9 protein-coding genes are annotated in these 16,509 nt (G+C 41.7%); 1 reads left to right on the top strand and 8 read right to left on the bottom strand.

Annotated elements, in window-relative coordinates:
- Positions 1-399 precede the first annotated feature (399 nt).
- On the top strand, positions 400-1,974 hold the full coding sequence (locus L1D50_RS13735) for a lytic polysaccharide monooxygenase (RefSeq protein ID WP_138522872.1): 1,575 nt from the start codon (positions 400-402) through the stop codon (positions 1,972-1,974).
- 91 nt (positions 1,975-2,065) lie between these two features.
- On the opposite strand, the gene L1D50_RS13730 is transcribed toward L1D50_RS13735, so the two are convergent.
- From L1D50_RS13730 to L1D50_RS13695, 8 genes are all read right to left on the bottom strand, one after another.
- Positions 2,066-2,602: a YaeQ family protein gene (locus tag L1D50_RS13730; RefSeq protein ID WP_128725459.1), complete on the bottom strand. Its 537-nt coding sequence runs from the start codon at positions 2,600-2,602 to the stop codon at positions 2,066-2,068.
- A 133-nt stretch (positions 2,603-2,735) separates the two neighbouring features.
- Positions 2,736-5,378 carry a hypothetical protein gene (locus L1D50_RS13725; protein ID WP_239966233.1) on the bottom strand — a complete coding sequence of 881 codons (2,643 nt, stop codon included), beginning with the start codon at positions 5,376-5,378 and terminating at the stop codon, positions 2,736-2,738.
- A 317-nt stretch (positions 5,379-5,695) separates the two neighbouring features.
- On the bottom strand, positions 5,696-6,832 hold the full coding sequence (locus L1D50_RS13720) for a hypothetical protein (protein WP_128725461.1): 1,137 nt from the start codon (positions 6,830-6,832) through the stop codon (positions 5,696-5,698).
- Between the two features lie 108 nt (positions 6,833-6,940).
- Positions 6,941-8,449 (bottom strand): hypothetical protein, encoded by a 1,509-nt coding sequence (locus tag L1D50_RS13715; RefSeq protein WP_138522868.1) that lies wholly within the window; start codon positions 8,447-8,449, stop codon positions 6,941-6,943.
- An 11-nt stretch (positions 8,450-8,460) separates the two neighbouring features.
- A complete protein-coding gene (locus L1D50_RS13710) occupies positions 8,461-9,300 on the bottom strand; it encodes a GEVED domain-containing protein (RefSeq protein ID WP_138522866.1) in 840 nt (279 codons plus the stop codon).
- A gap of 11 nt (positions 9,301-9,311) precedes the next feature.
- The gene (locus tag L1D50_RS13705) at positions 9,312-10,559 is read right to left on the bottom strand and encodes an internalin (protein WP_128725464.1); all 1,248 of its coding nucleotides are present in this window, start codon (positions 10,557-10,559) and stop codon (positions 9,312-9,314) included.
- Positions 10,560-10,616: 57 nt separating this feature from the next.
- Entirely contained in the window at positions 10,617-12,566 is a 1,950-nt protein-coding gene (locus tag L1D50_RS13700; protein ID WP_239966232.1) for a Hint domain-containing protein, read from the bottom strand.
- Between the two features lie 10 nt (positions 12,567-12,576).
- Positions 12,577-16,254 carry a PKD domain-containing protein gene (locus tag L1D50_RS13695; RefSeq protein ID WP_239966231.1) on the bottom strand — a complete coding sequence of 1,226 codons (3,678 nt, stop codon included), beginning with the start codon at positions 16,252-16,254 and terminating at the stop codon, positions 12,577-12,579.
- Positions 16,255-16,509: the final 255 nt, after the last annotated feature.

The following is a 16,509-nucleotide window of genomic DNA, read 5'->3' as shown; positions in this document are numbered from 1 at the left end:
GGCCAGAGTTATGGCGTGAAGGTGTTTTTTGATCTAGCTATAAAGTATTGAATGTAATTAATAATCTCATCTATTGTTATTGATTTTCGCTTGGGTAAAATGCCTCGAATTCGAGTTGATGCTCATAATAAAATTAACTTGGATACTTTTTTATTACAAAAAAATTAAGGCGAGCATGCCATGGACGTGCAATAGCTTATCAGTTGTTAAAAAATGACAGCGTTGTTTTTTACTGCCGAAGGACAGTGGCGTGACCAAGGTAAGTTGTGTTTATCAACGAGTAAAATCTTAGTGCGCAGAGTAAGATTGAATTTCGTGTGACAAGCAACTACAGATTCTCGCTCATTCTAATCTTAATCGAAGTGGCGGTAGTTACTTCTCTAATACGAGTAGAAGAAAATGAAAAACTCTATGTTAACAGTCAGTATTGCCATGGCACTTGGCATGGCAGCATCGAACGCATTTGCACATGGTTATATGGATAGCCCAAAGGCAAGGCAGGCTATTTGTGAGGAGCAGGGCGGATTTTGGTGGCCAAAAGATGGAAGTAATATCCCAAACGCGGCATGTCGAGCAGCTTACCTAGCATCTGAGCATGTGCAGTTTGTTCAAAAGCATGAGTTTGCAGCGAATGTTACCGATTACTTTAATCTGCAAGCTGTACAGGCTGCTGTTCCTGACGGACAACTTTGTGCTGGTGGCGATAGAAATAAAGCGGGCATGAATATCGCGTCGAGTGAGTGGCAAAGGACCGTGATAACGCCAGATGCTCAAAACCAAATCAAAGTTAGATTTCGCGCAACAACGCCTCATAATCCCAGCTTTTGGCAATTTTATCTTACCAAACCGGAAGCGGATATTCGCTCAAAGCCCCTAGGGTGGCAAGATTTAGAGCTGGTGCAAGAGTATGGCAATGTTGATTTTTTCGTTGCGCCAGATGGTAAACGCTATTATGAAATGCAGATCGCGGTGCCGAGTAAATTTAGAGGAGATGCTATCTTATATACGCGTTGGCAGCGTGATGATGTTGTAGGTGAAGGCTTTTACAATTGTAGCGACGTCACCATAGTACGAGATACTACACCGACTGAGCCGGTAAGTTGGACGTCTGCTGGATTCTTTATCAAACAGGGTCAACTAGCCAATGTAGGCGATACGGTATGGCTACGGGTTTTTGATGGTAATGGCCAAGAATTGGTACAAGAAAAGCTGCTCATAACACAAAGCAATATCAATCATTGGGCTGCGCAATTTTCCAGTACACTTAATAATAATCATGCGAATACGTTACAAATTGGCGTACAACAAAGTGACGGAAATATTGTATTTGATGCTGCGCAACTCGCTGCTAATCAGCTATTTGTCAGTGATCCCCAGTACACTTTTAACCTTTCAATTTTAGCTAAGCCACAAAACCGTGCTCCTGTGGTTCATACCCCCGCCGCTATCACGCTAAAAGAGAGCTCAAGTACATCACTTCATGTTCATGCGTTTGATGATGACAAAGATCCGCTTACCTTTGCATGGCAGATACCATCGCCACTGAACTACAGCGGTAGCGGTGCAACTATCACGTTGACTGCGCCTGAGGTTCAGCAAAATACCGACTATCAAGGGCAAGTAACCGTCTCTGATGGCACATTTGAGAAAACTGTTAGCTTTACTATCACAGTGACTAACCAAAGTACACCGCCAAATGATGACACGTGGCGTGCCGATCAAGTATATACCGCTGGCGATATCGCAGTGTATCAGGGCAAAAGCTATCGCGCTAAATGGTGGGTAAAAGGTCAAAAGCCCGATCAAAGTGATGCGTGGGAGCTGGTAGACAAGTCCGATGCTAGTAACACATGGAATGCCAATAAGGCATATACCGGCGGCGACAGAGTAAGTTATCAAGGTGTTGAATATCAAGCGCGCTGGTGGACCCGTGGTGAGCAACCAGACACTACTTCCGTATGGCGTAAGCTTTAATGTAAAGTCCCTCTAACAAATCACTGGCAGATATTGCTGCCAGTGAGATAAAATTTTCAATGATTTACATCATCTAACACAGAGCAGAATGTTACATCAGCTGCTGCGGTTTGATTTCAATATTAGTGCTATCAGAGCTTACCCATACTTCGCCATCTTGAATAGTAATGGTAAGCTTAATACTGCGATCTGCTAACCGGGCTAAAGCCTGAGTCGCGCTATAATCCAAACTGAAAATACTTAGATTTTTAAAGTCGTATAATTTAGGCTGATGTTTTTGCCACCAAATCGCCTGATTATTTTCGCCATAAGTATAGAGGACCACTTGCTTTGATTTATTACACGCTTTTTTAAGGCGCTTCTCATCGGGCAGTCCTAGTTCAATCCAAAGCTCAATCTCTTCGCTGTAATTCTTAACCCATAGTTCAGGTTCATCGTCAGCGCATAAGCCTTTAGTAAACTCAAGTCCCTCACACGCATTTAGTGCATAGGCAAGTAAACGGATCATTAACCGTTGTTCGTTTTCAGAAGGGTGTTGAGCTAGTGTTAAATTAAAGTCTTGGTAAACATGTCTGTCCATATCACTGAGTGATAGTTGGGCTTTAATGATGGTGGATTTGAGCGCCATAAATTTGCTTAAAAAATTTTTGCGCTAGTATAGCGGGTCGAGATAACAATTTACAGAATGTGATTGTGGAAATAAAACACAGCCTCGCAATGAGGCTGTGTTTATTTGAGAAGCTTAATGCTTAGCGTTAATATTAATTACAGCTAGTCGAGATATGCCAAATATTGGGCAAAGACTCTTTTAGTTTGCTTACTTGAGCACAGTCGACATTTGGATTTCTATATAAACTTAGATATTCTAGATTGGTCAAATCGAATAGCGGTGACAGATCCGAAATGTTGGTATTGTCCAACTCTAAACGAGTAAGTTCGGCGTAATTTTTAATTGAACCATAGTTTGTCAGCTTGGTACCATTCAAGTCCAAATAAGTTAAAGTAGTAGGCAAGCCAAAAAGCGTGAAGTCATATACGGTTTGGCTATTTGTATTTAACTCAAATGAGGTCAATGATTGAGGAAGTGTAGCTTTAGCCGTTAGTTCACCTGTGAGTCTATAGATATCTAGACTCTGTAAGGTGTGGAGCTGAGCTAAGCTAGGGTCTCGTAACAACGAACTATTAACCGAGCCATCCAGTCTTAAAGTCTTAATTGCTTCAAACTGTGTAATTCCATTTAATGATTCAATTGCTGAGCCATTACAATAGAGTGAGGTATTACGTACTGCATCTTGATACCTTTGATCTACAATACACTGTTTAAATGCCGCATCTGTAATTAAGCTCAAATCGACCGGCTTCATAATACAGTTATAGTTAGAAAGGTTTGTTGTCACACCATCGAGAGATGTTAATAGCTCCTGATCATCACAGTAAATGGCACTACTTTGTATTTCAAGTCTTTCCAGATTGTTTAAACTGGCAAGCATGTCAGCTCTAAAAAACTCGGAAAAGTTTTTTAATGTTAATGATTTAAGTTTAGTTAACGATGCTATCTCAGAGATATCAGTCGCTTTAGAATAGTAAATCCACAGGGTTTCTAAATTTTCAAATTGAGATATCTGAGTGATATCTTCTAGCTCTTTAAAGCCGCTGATCTTGAACGATTTCAAGCTCGAGTTTGAACCTAGAGAATCGAGAGTTGTGATTTTCTCTTCATTACCATAATAGTGGCCTTTTGATAATTCAACTGATTCGAGCGCGGGCAAGTTAGTCAAGTTCACCATGTTTGAATAGCTGCTGCTCTTCACGTTTAGTGTTTTTAAGCTTGGTAATGTTGCTTCATTTGAAGCCTCAAATAAATTAACTTCTAGATTAAGTGTTTCTAATGCTTGCATTTTACTTAACGTATCTAGTGCAAAGTTTGAGTAATCGCTGTCGACGGTGAGGTTGCGCATATTTTCAAGCTCAGACAATGCGCTAAAATCCGCGGTACTATCCAATTCATGAATATACAATTCGGTTAGGTTTGGTGTGAAACTTAGCCAGCCTAGATCATTAACGTTACGTAACTGATCGAGCTTCAATGATGTTAACTTCTGCATCGCTTGTAAAAAGCTAAGAGAAGAAAGGTTTAACCTCTCCAAAGACAAGGATTGCAGTTCCGTAAAAGTTGATAGCTCATTGACATTATCAACGTTTAAATTGTTTAATGACAGGGATGTCAGCTTCGTATTACCACTGATGTCCGCGATATCAAACTCAGCATTATTATAATAACTACCAAGACCTAGTTTTTCCAACTCACTAAACTTTTCTAAGAATGAGAAATCTTCAATCTGCGTTCTGTTGAGTACGAGTGTTGTCAGATTTGTTTTGGCTTCTATTGCTGTTGAGTCAGCGGCTTCGATATTGTCAAGTGTTAATGCTGTGAGGTTAGGTATAGAGCTTAAAAATGACAGTGAGTCGAGATCGTTTATATATGTCAAAGATAAACTTTGCACGTTACTAAAGCGTTTTAGGGTATTTTTATCATCAATGCTTAGAGTACGTAAAGCCAAACGAGTGAGCTTGTCACTTGGAAGTTGACTAAGTTGTATCGTTTCATATTGGTTACTGTAGTTGTCTATTTCAAGCGTATGAAGCTGTGCAAAGCCTGATAGATCTAACATCTGGAACGCTAGCTGTTTACCAAAAATATCTTCTTTGTTTTCAACAATAGACAACGACTCAAGTTTATTGAGCTTACTAATTTGTTCTAAATGTGCATAATTATTTGAGTTGTCCTGGGCTTCGGCAAACGCGTTATCGAGCTTTAACGCGGTGAGCGTAGAAATTTGAGCTAACTCTTCGAGATTATCCAATTCTGCGTTTTTAATAGATACCGTAGATAAACCACTAATACCAGAGAGCCCTGCTAATGTTGCAATTGGGTAGTCTGTACAGTCAACAACTGAAATACCTACGTCTTGATGTGTATCTGATAAACATTGCGCCAGCGCTGTGTCAGAAATCGTTAAGCTTGAAAGTGGAGCGTAAGCACTTAGGTTGACAGTTAATTCTTGTGAGCTTGAGTCCCCTTTATCGTCTGTCGCAGTTAACTTAAACGTTAACGTGGTCGCTTCATTGATGTCAGGTGCCCGAAATTCGAGCGTTTCGCTATTATCATTTATCAGCTCGACTGTTGTTCCTGCCGTTTGCTCCCACAGCAAAGTTTCAATCGCACCATCTTCATCTGTTACGGTCGCAACGGCTGTGATTGAGTCTCTTTCCATTGCTGTAATTGGTGCTAGGCTTGCAATTACTGGGGCTTTGTTAGTAGGTGTGACTGGTTTGTCAGTTCCTGTATCATTGCTGTCGCTGCCACTTCCACCGCCACATGCGGCTAGAGTTGATGCAAGCAATGAAGTTACGATTCCTTTGTATATAGCGCTTTTGATCATCTTAATATCTTGTTTTATTGAATAGTCAGAAAGCGTAGAAGTGTACTTTATTTAAATACTTGTTTCCAATAGTTACACATGTTTTTTAGCAATGGTATAGCTATGCGCTTTAGGTATGGACTTTAAAAACAAAAAATCAATAAACTAAAAGGGATCGGTACATTTTGCTGGAGTCGTTATAACTCATTGATAATTAAAACGAGAAGCGAGGCTATATAGCCTCATTGGTTGGAAAACAAAATAATAAGGAGGAGCGGATAACGGAATAACCGTGTTGTTTAATCAACGTTTGCAATTGCCGATTCAATGCGGTTCTCGCATAGAGTTGTGCCAGGCAATGTTGCACAATACTCACCAGCTTGCTCAAGTCCAATGCGCTGAGAGTTGCGGGCTGTAATGCGAGCTGTAAGCTGCTCAATTTCAAGTGGGTCGTCAGACACGGCTTTAAACGCATTTAATCTCTCTATTTCATCATAAACGAGATCTTGGTAACTCCTAAGTCTTGCCGATAGTGCAATATAGCGATTAGATATTCCTGTCAGGCCTGCGTAAGCCAAATCATAATGGCCAGAATCTTCATAGTCTTCGACTTCATATTTCAATATATTCAAATGCTCGTCTTTAAGGTCGTTAACGTAGTTCCCACCATCAAGTAAGTAGCTAAACAAACTGTCGGCATATGTTATACAAGGAGTTAGATTATCGGTCTTACAGTGCATGGTGCCATTTTTAGTTAGCCTTGCCAGTTCTGGTGTCATGCCGCCATCGGTGTTTACTTGAATTGTATAAACGGCATCTTGCGTTGCATCTTGAAATACTTTGGTCTTGGTGAAGGTTTTGCTGAAGAAAAGAAATTTCACTTTTATTTTGGTCTGAAACCACTCGTATTTAGTACGATCTTTGAAGTGAAGCTTAGCTGTGACATAAATACGTGATCCGAGTTTGATATTGTGAATAAAACTATCTCCGCAACGACTCCTTACTTGATTGGGATCTGTGCTAAGTAACTCAAGTATGGTAGGTTTAGTCGTTCGATTTTCAAAGTTATAGCTTCCTTTTTCATAAGTTAACTCGACCGCAGAAGCTGCAGAATTTCGATTCTTGGTTACTTTCCTGCGCATAGAAAACTTAGCTGAACCACCGAAAATAACTAAATTTATACCCGCTTTTACACTCCCAGTGATGGTATTGATCATTGTATCGGAGTCAAAGTCGCCGCGATAAGCTAAATCGCCCAGACTGCCACCTTGAAATTGCCACTGACCATCTAGGCATGATTCAAGTGGTATGCCTAGTTTCTGTTCAAATCCCTGTCCCAATTGCTCTTTTTCTGTATTTAGCGAGTAGTAGGTGTGTGTATTTGCGTTAAAGCTCAACAGGCCACAGAGCACTATGGGTATGATTCTCAAGTGCATACATAAATTCCTGTAAATGGTTTGCTGTGGAAAAGGGCGAGAAAATAGCTACATCTGGTAAAATAATTACTATCTTTTCGCCCAAATGAACAAATTGAGTATTAGTTCCTAATTCTCAAAAGCCGTTCCATAGGTGGGGAGCGCTGTTTTACAGGGCAACCATACCATGACACCTGAAGCCGGGTCGTTAGCGTCAACGAATGATGGTGCCCAACCTAGCTTTCTGAATCCGAGTGAGACATGATTTTCTTCAACACCAAAGTTTGCTGTTGCTTCTCGTGCATTTTCACACTTGAAATATTGCGTCATGTTATCCGCTGGTATATTCAAATCAGCCAGTGTGTAATTGCGAATGCAACCAACACCGTTACCACTACAAGTGTTGAGGTAGTCATTCCACGCATCGGTACAAGCTGTTCCATAAGGGTTATCACGACAAATCCTAGCATACTGCTCGTAGATCCAAGCGTTGTTATACGCTGCTTCTTGGACTCCTTCCGCTTTTTGACGTTGTACATCCGTCATCCAGCTAGCGTATTGCGCAAGTACACCACGCGCACGGTGCTCATGATTAACCGATTTTTTGAATTGGTCTTCGAGCCATAAAGTACGGTAGGTGGTTTCAAAGCGAATATCTTTATTACCCGAATCTAAACGACGTACATCTTGTGAACTGATCTCGTAAGGCGTTGCCTTGTAACGCACTACGTTGTAATCAGATAGCGCATTAAACTGATCACCAAAGTCATTCTTCGCGTAGTTCACAGCTTGTTCAAATAGGGTAAAACAAGGCTCGTAGTTATCGAGCGAACAAGTGATGATATTGTTAGGAATTATACTGAGTAGTTGCTTTGGATCACCGCCTTTTTGTAAAGCTCTGACAGTAATGCGCACACTTTTCTTGAGGTCTTCATCAATATAATTAAGCTTACCATCAACGCTAATGCCTATATTACCAGCACCGTAGCTTACACCCAAGTAACCGCCAATTTCGCTTTTATGTTGTTCACTTAAGTACTCGATTTTCATGTTGATTAAGAGTTGTGCGCCATACTCAATTTCACTGATAAATGCATCACCCGCCAAGCTCATTAGCTTGCTTTGATATTCATTTGCTAGCGTATTGCCTGACGGCGTCAAGGTGTAACCTAGATTGGCGTCTACTGGCTTTAGTACACGTTTTTTTGGTGTCAGTGATGCTTGAAAAGTATAAGTATTAGAAAACTCTGTAGATGACATCTCTTTGGCTAAATGACCACCTGCTTTTACTCGAATAACAGGAAAGCCAACATCAACATCAACATTACCGTTGAGTTGACGGAGCACTTCGTCGTAACTGCCATTGTTGACAAGTTCAAATTGCACGCGAGTATTACCCAATGTTTCAACGGTTTGACCTGCAACAGTTTGGACATTCAAGAAGCGTTTTTGATCGCTATTGTAGGCTGTACCTAGCACAACATGGTCATTCATCAGGCCTGGAATTTCACTTTGGAAAGTATTTACACTTTGTGCTTTTTGCATTAATGCAGCTTCATTTACGAAGTCCGAATCCGCGAATGCGAAAGGTGCCGTACTGGCCATTAACGCCGCGATAGTATGTTTATATAAATTCATGTTGCCACCTATTACTTCACGTAAAGGAGGTAATCTTCTACCTCACCGGAGTCTACTTCTTTACACGCGTCATTACTGCCACCGAGGTAATCCATGGTGACACGCATTTTCGTCATGCCCTTTTTTGCGCTTGCAGGCGGTGTGATCTCGACTTGCATTGCTTGCTCTGATACCCCTGCAAACAGGATTTCCTTGGCATCTTTAAAATCACCGTCTTGATTCCAGTCGATAAATACGTGCCAAGTTTCAGGATATGTTTCTGTACCACTAAATCCGGGTGTTAACGTGAGCTGGTAGCTTTTATCAACGTAAATCTTTGCCGTATCACCTATATAGTTGCTATAGAAAGTATTGCTACTGGTATTCTCGATATTGGAAAACTTAACCGATTTGATGAACTCATAGGCCCGCTCGCGAGATTTAGTTGCGCAGTAATTTGGAATGGGTGGTGCAACTAAGACGGCACTGACGCGATAGTCTGAAGGGATCTGCAAACATGTTGTAGTCGGTGACTTCCCTGCAAACCAATTCTTTGGATTTGCATTATCTTCATCACCAAACGTAAAGTATTTAGCATCCGCTCTTAATGCACTGTTTTTATACAGCATTACTTTTTTGAGATTGGCGATTTTCTCTTCATTTGGGATTGGAGTCGTGGGGTCAAAGATATTATCTGAAACCTCTACTAATAGCCCTGGATAACACTTTTCTAGCCATTGGAAACGACCAAGCGCTTGCTGAGGCGTGAGGACATCTCTAGATTCAAATAAAGTCGAGCTTGCCTCTGCAGGCGGCGTGATAGTCGCTGCGAGTGATGCAACAAATGTGCTGGTTAGCATGACTTTTAACATAGTCTTATTCCTTATAATTCTAGCCATTTACGGTCATACTGATGAACGCGATTGCGAGTCTGTAGCTCTCTATCGCGGCAGTAGTTTCCAATGGGGTTGCGCTTACAATAATCTACAGCGTCTGCGAGAATAAATGAGTTAAAGAGCGCATTATCACGAATGGTTTCCAATGCGGTTCTGTGCTCATTACTAAGCTCACTTGCGTAATAATTGAGCAGGTTATCTGCACGGCGGTTATCAAGGATTGCTTGTACCCAATCATCACTCATGTTTTTCAGTGCAAGTTTGGTAAGAATACTCTTTGCTGGATAGACATCGTCAGGAACAAGCGCTGAAAGGCTAGGCCCTGAGTCGGTATAGCTATTGGTCAACACTCGACTGACGTTGTACTTGTCTAATGTATCAAATTGAGTGATATAGTTGGTTTTGATGTAATTAATGCTATTTTTAAATACATCAAAACATGGTGTAGGATTTTCCATCGTACAGTTGACGAGCTGGTTTGGAATTACCTTCAACAGCTCAGTCGGATCACCACCGAGTTGTAACGCTGAAACCGTGATTTTAATATTACGCTTTACGTCCTCATCGACTTTTTGCAATTTGCCGCTGACGCTGACTTTACCTGCCCAATCAACCCCAAGCTGGCCACCCCACTTGACTTTATCTTCGTCATTTTTGTATTGGAACTTCAGGTTGATCATCACTTGAGAGCCGTACTCAATCGCTGATACAAACTCATTACCAATATTATTGAATTTATCTCCAGGGTTTGCATTAGCCAAATCCAGCGCGGCTTGGGTTGGCTTAAATCCGGTTTGAGGATTGGCAACCAGTAATCGCTTTTTAGGTTTTAGTGACAGGAATAATGTATAAGTTCCAGTATAGTTATCTGCGGCATTTTGCTTGGAGTAGCTGGCGCCAACACCCACTTTAATTACGGGGACATCTAGTGCTGCACCTAAGTTACCATCTAACATACTAGATAGTTGGCTGTAGCTCATATCAACACCGACAACAAAATCCATTTCGGTATTGCCATACGTTTCATCGACTTGACCAAGCACGCTTTGCAGCGCATAAAAGCCTTCTTTTTCACTATGGTATGCGGTACCTAGTGTGACTGAATCTAAATTAGAGTTGCTTGCTTGAGTAGCAAAGTCAGAATTGTCTATTTGATCAGCCGTTGCTGCAAAACTACAGGCAAAAAGACCCGCTACCCCCATGGCGCGTGCCAATGGAGAATATGTAAATTTCATATTGAATTCCTTACAGAGAAGTATGGCCTTTCAAACAGAAAGGCCCAGCTGTCTTGATTAGTTCAAACTGTTGATGTAGTCAGTTTTCCACTTTTCAGGTAAACGCTGCAGTATCTCTTCTTCCGACATACGAGTATTCTGATCTTTGTAGTTAAACTCGTCTTGAGTCGCTAAATCACCTACTGCCATACCGTTTGCAAACATGGCAAAATTACGAGATTCAGCAAATTTTGAATCAGCTGTAGGCGCTAGTTTCAAATTGTAGATTTTGTCTTTGTATTTCTCTTTTGTTACATCCGTCACAATTACAGAACCTGTCTCTGTAAGAATACGGTCGCCTGCTTTAAGCTCTTTTGCCCAAATAACACCTTTATTTGAAGTTGAAATTGGGTGGGTTTCAGTCATTAAAATGTCTGAACCATCTGCGCCTTTGATGCGATACATCTTAATTGCTTCTATACCTACAGATACATCAACAACCTGCATTGGTTCTTTAACTGCGGCGTTTGAAGCAAGCGCACCTAACACTAGATCTCCTTTACCAATATTTTCAATGGCGAGCTGCGAACCGTCAGCCATCGTGATCAGGGTACCCTTAGCTAAACAGCTGTAACCTAGTTTCATCATAGGTAGTACTTCACTGTAAAAGTTACCAAAGCGAGTTGATGCCTCAGAAGTAAGTGAAACTTGGAAGGCGACAGGACCGCGTCGACCAGTTTTGAAGTAAGGGTTTCCTTTCACTGCAAACGTCATATACCAGTTTGCCGTAGCAATATTTGAAAATAGTTTTGCATTACCAAAACGACCTTCATCGCGGGGGATGTTCCAACGAATAATGGATTCTTTGTTCACAGTGTCGACTTCAAACTCTAAATAGTCTGAAAACTGCTTAATTGAATTATTAATGCCACGATAGCTTTGTTTTGTTGCGCCACCGTACACTCCTTCTTGCAAATAAATGTTGGTCGGCTCATCTATACCGTTAGGCAAATCACCTGTAGTTGGGTAGATCTCTAAGATTTCATGAGGAACACGTAGCTCACCATTAAATGGAATATTTACATCGGTAATTTCGTTCGGATCACCCACTTGATCTGGCATATAATCACAGTCTGCATGGTTACGGTTTAAACACACCTTGATCACCGCATCGTTGTTTTTATCGATAGGTGCTGTGGCGTTATACTTTGGACGACCATCAAATACTGCGGGCATAATACTCATTTCAGATGCAACTTTATTGTTCGCATCGTTGCTTGCAATTGCGCCATAGACTGCTTCTGCGTGTTCCCATGAGAAAGGATACTCGGTATATTTTATAGTAGAACTTATCGAGCCGTCTTCGTGTTCAAGTTCAACGTAAGAGCTTGCATAAAGTGTGTCGATGTTAGGGAAGTTTGCTTTCAATGACTTAAGTGAAATAGTTGAGACTGCAGTCGTATCTTTACCATCAAGCACATTCAATGTAGAGCCAAGTGGCGCAAGCTGATTACCTTGTCCGTCTTCAAGCAGTAGATCGATGTAGGTCGCTTGCGTACCACCAAAGCGTGTGCTTTTTGCTCTTACAATGACGTATGGTTCATTGGTATCTGCAGAAATGGCGATGTTCATATCAAGAAAGAAATGTGCTTCTTTAATGATGTCTACCTCAGTTTCACTTACCGGGGGAGGGGGCGTTGTTTGTACACTGTTCTTTGCCATTAGCTGCTGTTGTTTGGCAACCTCTAATGTTTTATGTAATTGTGGAAATTTACTTTCATCACGGCCAGCTAAATTTAAGCGAGACTTCGCTAGTTGATAATGTTGTGGATTGCTCATATCCAATCTGCGGATCCCGAATTCATCAGGAGTTGTAATGGCCTGACCGTTTAACGTAGCAGGGCCTGACTTCAACGCGGCTACCTCGATGTCAACTGAGGACTCAAAGGTATTTGTTGCCGCTACCGCATTACTCACCGCGAGCGCAACTGCGAGAGGTATAAATATCTTCTTATTAAATTTGTTCATTTGATTTTCCTTAATTTTTATGGATTTCTACTAGGTAGTCTTCAATTTCTCCGCTTCCCGAGGTAGCGGCACTGCTATAGTCAGAGCAAGGATCAATACTATTTACTCTGCTAAATCCGTAATACTGCAAAATTCTCATCCGAGTTGTCGTGACGGGCTGTGACAACTTATTACTTGGAATGCTGAACTCACCTTCAACATAGCCTTTGCCAAAGTCTTGATTGGTTTGATCAAAGTCCATGATAAGCAGCTCAGATTTGTTGTTACGCCAGTCACCATCACCAAATTGACCGTCGCCGTTTAAATCAATCCAGACGTGGTAGTTCTCTGCAAATTTTTCGCTGCCGGCATAGCCCGCTTCAAAACGATAAGTATTGTTTTGAGTGGCGTACAATTTGATTGGGTTGTTAGGGTTTACCACACCAGGCTGCTGCGCATTGCTAAACGGCCCGTCTTGGTTGAACGTCACAGTATTAATGTGCTCATAGTCTGTGATCCCAGTTGCTACGCAATATTCAACAGGTTGGGTTAGTTTCAGTTCCAATAACATATTTTTAGTGCCAGTGACTCGGTCTCCCCAGTCATCCCACCAAGGTTTGTCGTAACTGATTGTTAGGCTGGCGGTATAGGTGCCAGCAGTTTGATACGTATGTTCCGCATCTTGGCCGAAATTGCCACTCTGATTGTGCGTTACTCCGTCCCCGAAATCCCATTCTAGAGTGATACGAGGGTTCCAAGCGGTATTATCTGGTTTGGCTGTTGTGTTATTAAAAGTTACCTTAAATGTACCATCTGCTTGTTCGCTCACCGTGAAATTGACCTGTGGGGTGAAGCTACTCTCACCAATTTTGATGGTTTCATTTACGGATTTTTCGCCGTCGGCATGGCTTATTGTCAGTGTAATGGTGTACTCTCCATCAGTTTGGTAGGTATGCTGAGTATTTTGAACAGAAGAAGTCGTGCCATCTCCAAATTGCCACTGTACCGTGCTACCTTGAGGCATAACGCTTTGATTGGTGTCTACATAGACAGTGTTACCCGACTTGCGCGGAGTAAATCTTGCGGTGATCGTAGTATTGAACTGAACTTGTTTCATCCAGCTACCAATTTCGCTATTGAATCTATCGTATGCCTTTAGATTTACAGCATAGCTACCAGCCTTAGCATATTGATGTGAGGGGGATTTTACAGAGCTGGTTGTACCATCTCCAAACTCCCACTTCCAACGTTTAACACGCGCATCAACGGTACTGTTATCGAAGTTAATGACGTTGACACCTTGGTTGGCAGTGATTCTCAGTTCAACAGGGTCCTTATTTTCAACGAGTTTGACTGTGTAATCCTCAACTTCGCCCCAAGACATATCACCACAGGCCGATTTAACGATACCAAATGACACCATAGTGCGAACACGATAGCTCTCGTTGAGCTCGCCGCTTAAGGATATTTCACCCGTTAATTGAGTTTTATTGCTTCCTGATAGCACCAGCTCATCGGTTTTATGGAATAAACCGTCGTTATTTTTGTCCAACCACACATAGAAGTTCTTGGTTTTATCTTGAGTATCTGGGTGTGGCGCTGCGACTAGGGTTACTGTTAGCGCTTTGCCATCTTTGACTTCTATTATGTCTTGAGAGTAATCGCTATAATTACTAGAAGTAGAGTCATTTTTGTAATCGTTAAATGAAACCGACGAAAGATAATATTTACTATGGTTTACCCCTTGAGCTGAGCAGTAGCTGTCAAACACTTCAATTGGGAGCACAAAAGTGTCAATCAGGCCTGATGGAGCTGTTGCGGTCAGTGCTACATTAAATACACCTGTGGTGGCAAAGTTATGTGTTGGCTCAAATGCACTACTTTGTGCGCTGCCATCACCAAAGTTCCAATTCCATTGCCAACCATCACGGTTGGAAATCGTTACCTGCTGACCATCTTTCCGCGTTAAGTTCTTGAAATCGAGCGTTAGGAATTTACGTTCAAAACCAAGTTCACTTTCTAGCCCACTATTTACTTTTAAGTTTATCCCCACTTGAGCAAAAGCTTTGCGTACATGATTTTGTAATTCTGTGGCTTGCCAGTCAGCACCATCTTGTTTTTTTATCCCATCTTGACGCAGTTTGTCACTTACAGTATGAGTTTGTCGCATTACACAGTCTGCAGCCGTTAGGTAGGTGCTATTCCCGGTCCAACAGCTTTTATTGGCATTGGCGAACAAAATAAAGGCATATTTTGTGTTCCAAGGTGAGGTCTCACCGTCAACTGTAGCCGTTGTTAAATAATGAAACGCTTTGTTAAATACCCCTGCACCATGGTGTGAGGTAATGGAGTCATCATAGTCATCAATGTGATCAATTGAGTTGCCATCTAATTTGGGATTTTCAAAATAGCGTAATGCGTCATCATGGCGAAATGTCTCGTGGTTACTTTTCCAATCATTTGTTCCAGAGTAGAAGAATTCGGCAGCTTCGCCCGCCATATCAGAAAACGCTTCATTGATGGCGCGTGCTTGACCGGTCAACATTGATTTTGGTGTACTGGAGCCGTACTCCTCCGTAAAGCCATGGGCAATTTCATGTGCGACTACATCCAAAGAGACCATTGGGTAGAAGAGATAATCTCCATCGCCAAAATAGACTTCACCGTTTTCATAAAACGCTTGGTCCATGTTGAGTCCGTAGTGAACATTTTGAATTATCTTCTTATTAAAGTAGGGCTTGTGGCCTAAGTAATCCTCAAACATCAAGCTAGCGATTTGTCCGTGATGATGGGCATCGTTCAGTGCTGAGCGGGCACCATGATAATCTTTGTAATCGTTACGGGTCGAATTCGAGCAATCGTAGCGGTAGGGTGAGTCAACCTGTGCTGTACTGTGATTGTAGTTTCTTGTTTCGACATTTTGTGCATCGAATAAGCAGTAAGTTTGTTGAGCGTTCGCTTCCATCGCCACAACGAATGTCTTAGGTGGGTATGAAACGTAATCTGCTTGCTTATAATCCGGACGTGCAACTTTATCATTGCCTGAAGGACCACTGCCTCCTTCATGCACTGCTCGTTGCAATACATCTGCTTGGAAAATAACTTCATTTGAGGTTAAATCGATAAAAGATAGAATGCGCTGCGGTTTAAACGGCCCGGACTGAAAGTCGGTGAAAAAACTCAGCTTTGCCGCGTGCCGTGCTTTGCCAGTAGTATCAATGTAAATGACTTCTTCAACGGAGCTGCGTCGGTAGATCCTTGGTCGCTCAGCTGGAAATTCTGTGATGGCGGATTCTAGTGCTGCGTCAAGCTGATCCTGAGATGCGGGGGATAAATTAGGCAAGTCTTTTGCGACATTGACGACAAGGTCGCCATATACTTGCTCAACAGCACCACTTTCATCGGTAAGGACTACAAAGTCATGATTCCAAATAGGAATATTCTTATATTTCTGAGTGATTGTATGACTTCTTTTGTCACCATCTTGACTTTGACTAAATGCAAGAGAGTGTCCTGCATATTGCGCAGCAAATGTCTTAAGCATTAATAAATAGTTTTGGTCATGACTTGGAGCATTATTTGCGGTGGCTTGGTGTAATGATGTTGGTGCAATTTTTTGCGTGTCATTGAACAAAGAAACCCGCTCAGTGGCATGACAGTGCAAACTGATTGCCGATGCTAAAACGCACAGAGACTTTAACCCTTGCATGTTAACTCCATAATAATATTGAAGATTCCTTCCCACTTAAGCGCAACCTCTCAAAGAATGAGACATCAGGATGGAAAAGTGTGGCTGATTTAGTGCTTTTACTTTGAGCACGGGCTCTAAGGTAATAAAGAATTTAATATTGAAGATTCCTTCCCACTTAAGCGCAACCTCTCAAAGAATGAGACATCAGGATGGAAAAGTGTGGCTGATTTAGTGCTTTTACTTTGAGCACGGGCTCTAAGGTAATAAAGAATT

Source organism: Pseudoalteromonas sp. Isolate6, from assembly GCF_022398435.1.
Classification (GTDB): Bacteria; Pseudomonadota; Gammaproteobacteria; order Enterobacterales; family Alteromonadaceae; genus Pseudoalteromonas; species Pseudoalteromonas galatheae.
This window is presented reverse-complemented; position numbering and strand designations above follow the sequence as displayed.

What these genes read in the sequence shown, in the direction of transcription:
- L1D50_RS13735 (WP_138522872.1), top strand. Translation starts at nt 400, where the DNA reads ATGAAAAACTCTATGTTAACAGTCAGTATTGCCATGGCACTTGGCATG.
- L1D50_RS13730 (WP_128725459.1), bottom strand. Translation starts at nt 2,602, where the DNA reads ATGGCGCTCAAATCCACCATCATTAAAGCCCAACTATCACTCAGTGAT.
- L1D50_RS13720 (WP_128725461.1), bottom strand. Translation starts at nt 6,832, where the DNA reads ATGCACTTGAGAATCATACCCATAGTGCTCTGTGGCCTGTTGAGCTTT.
- L1D50_RS13715 (WP_138522868.1), bottom strand. Translation starts at nt 8,449, where the DNA reads ATGAATTTATATAAACATACTATCGCGGCGTTAATGGCCAGTACGGCA.
- L1D50_RS13710 (WP_138522866.1), bottom strand. Translation starts at nt 9,300, where the DNA reads ATGTTAAAAGTCATGCTAACCAGCACATTTGTTGCATCACTCGCAGCG.
- L1D50_RS13705 (WP_128725464.1), bottom strand. Translation starts at nt 10,559, where the DNA reads ATGAAATTTACATATTCTCCATTGGCACGCGCCATGGGGGTAGCGGGT.
- L1D50_RS13700 (WP_239966232.1), bottom strand. Translation starts at nt 12,566, where the DNA reads ATGAACAAATTTAATAAGAAGATATTTATACCTCTCGCAGTTGCGCTC.
- L1D50_RS13695 (WP_239966231.1), bottom strand. Translation starts at nt 16,254, where the DNA reads ATGCAAGGGTTAAAGTCTCTGTGCGTTTTAGCATCGGCAATCAGTTTG.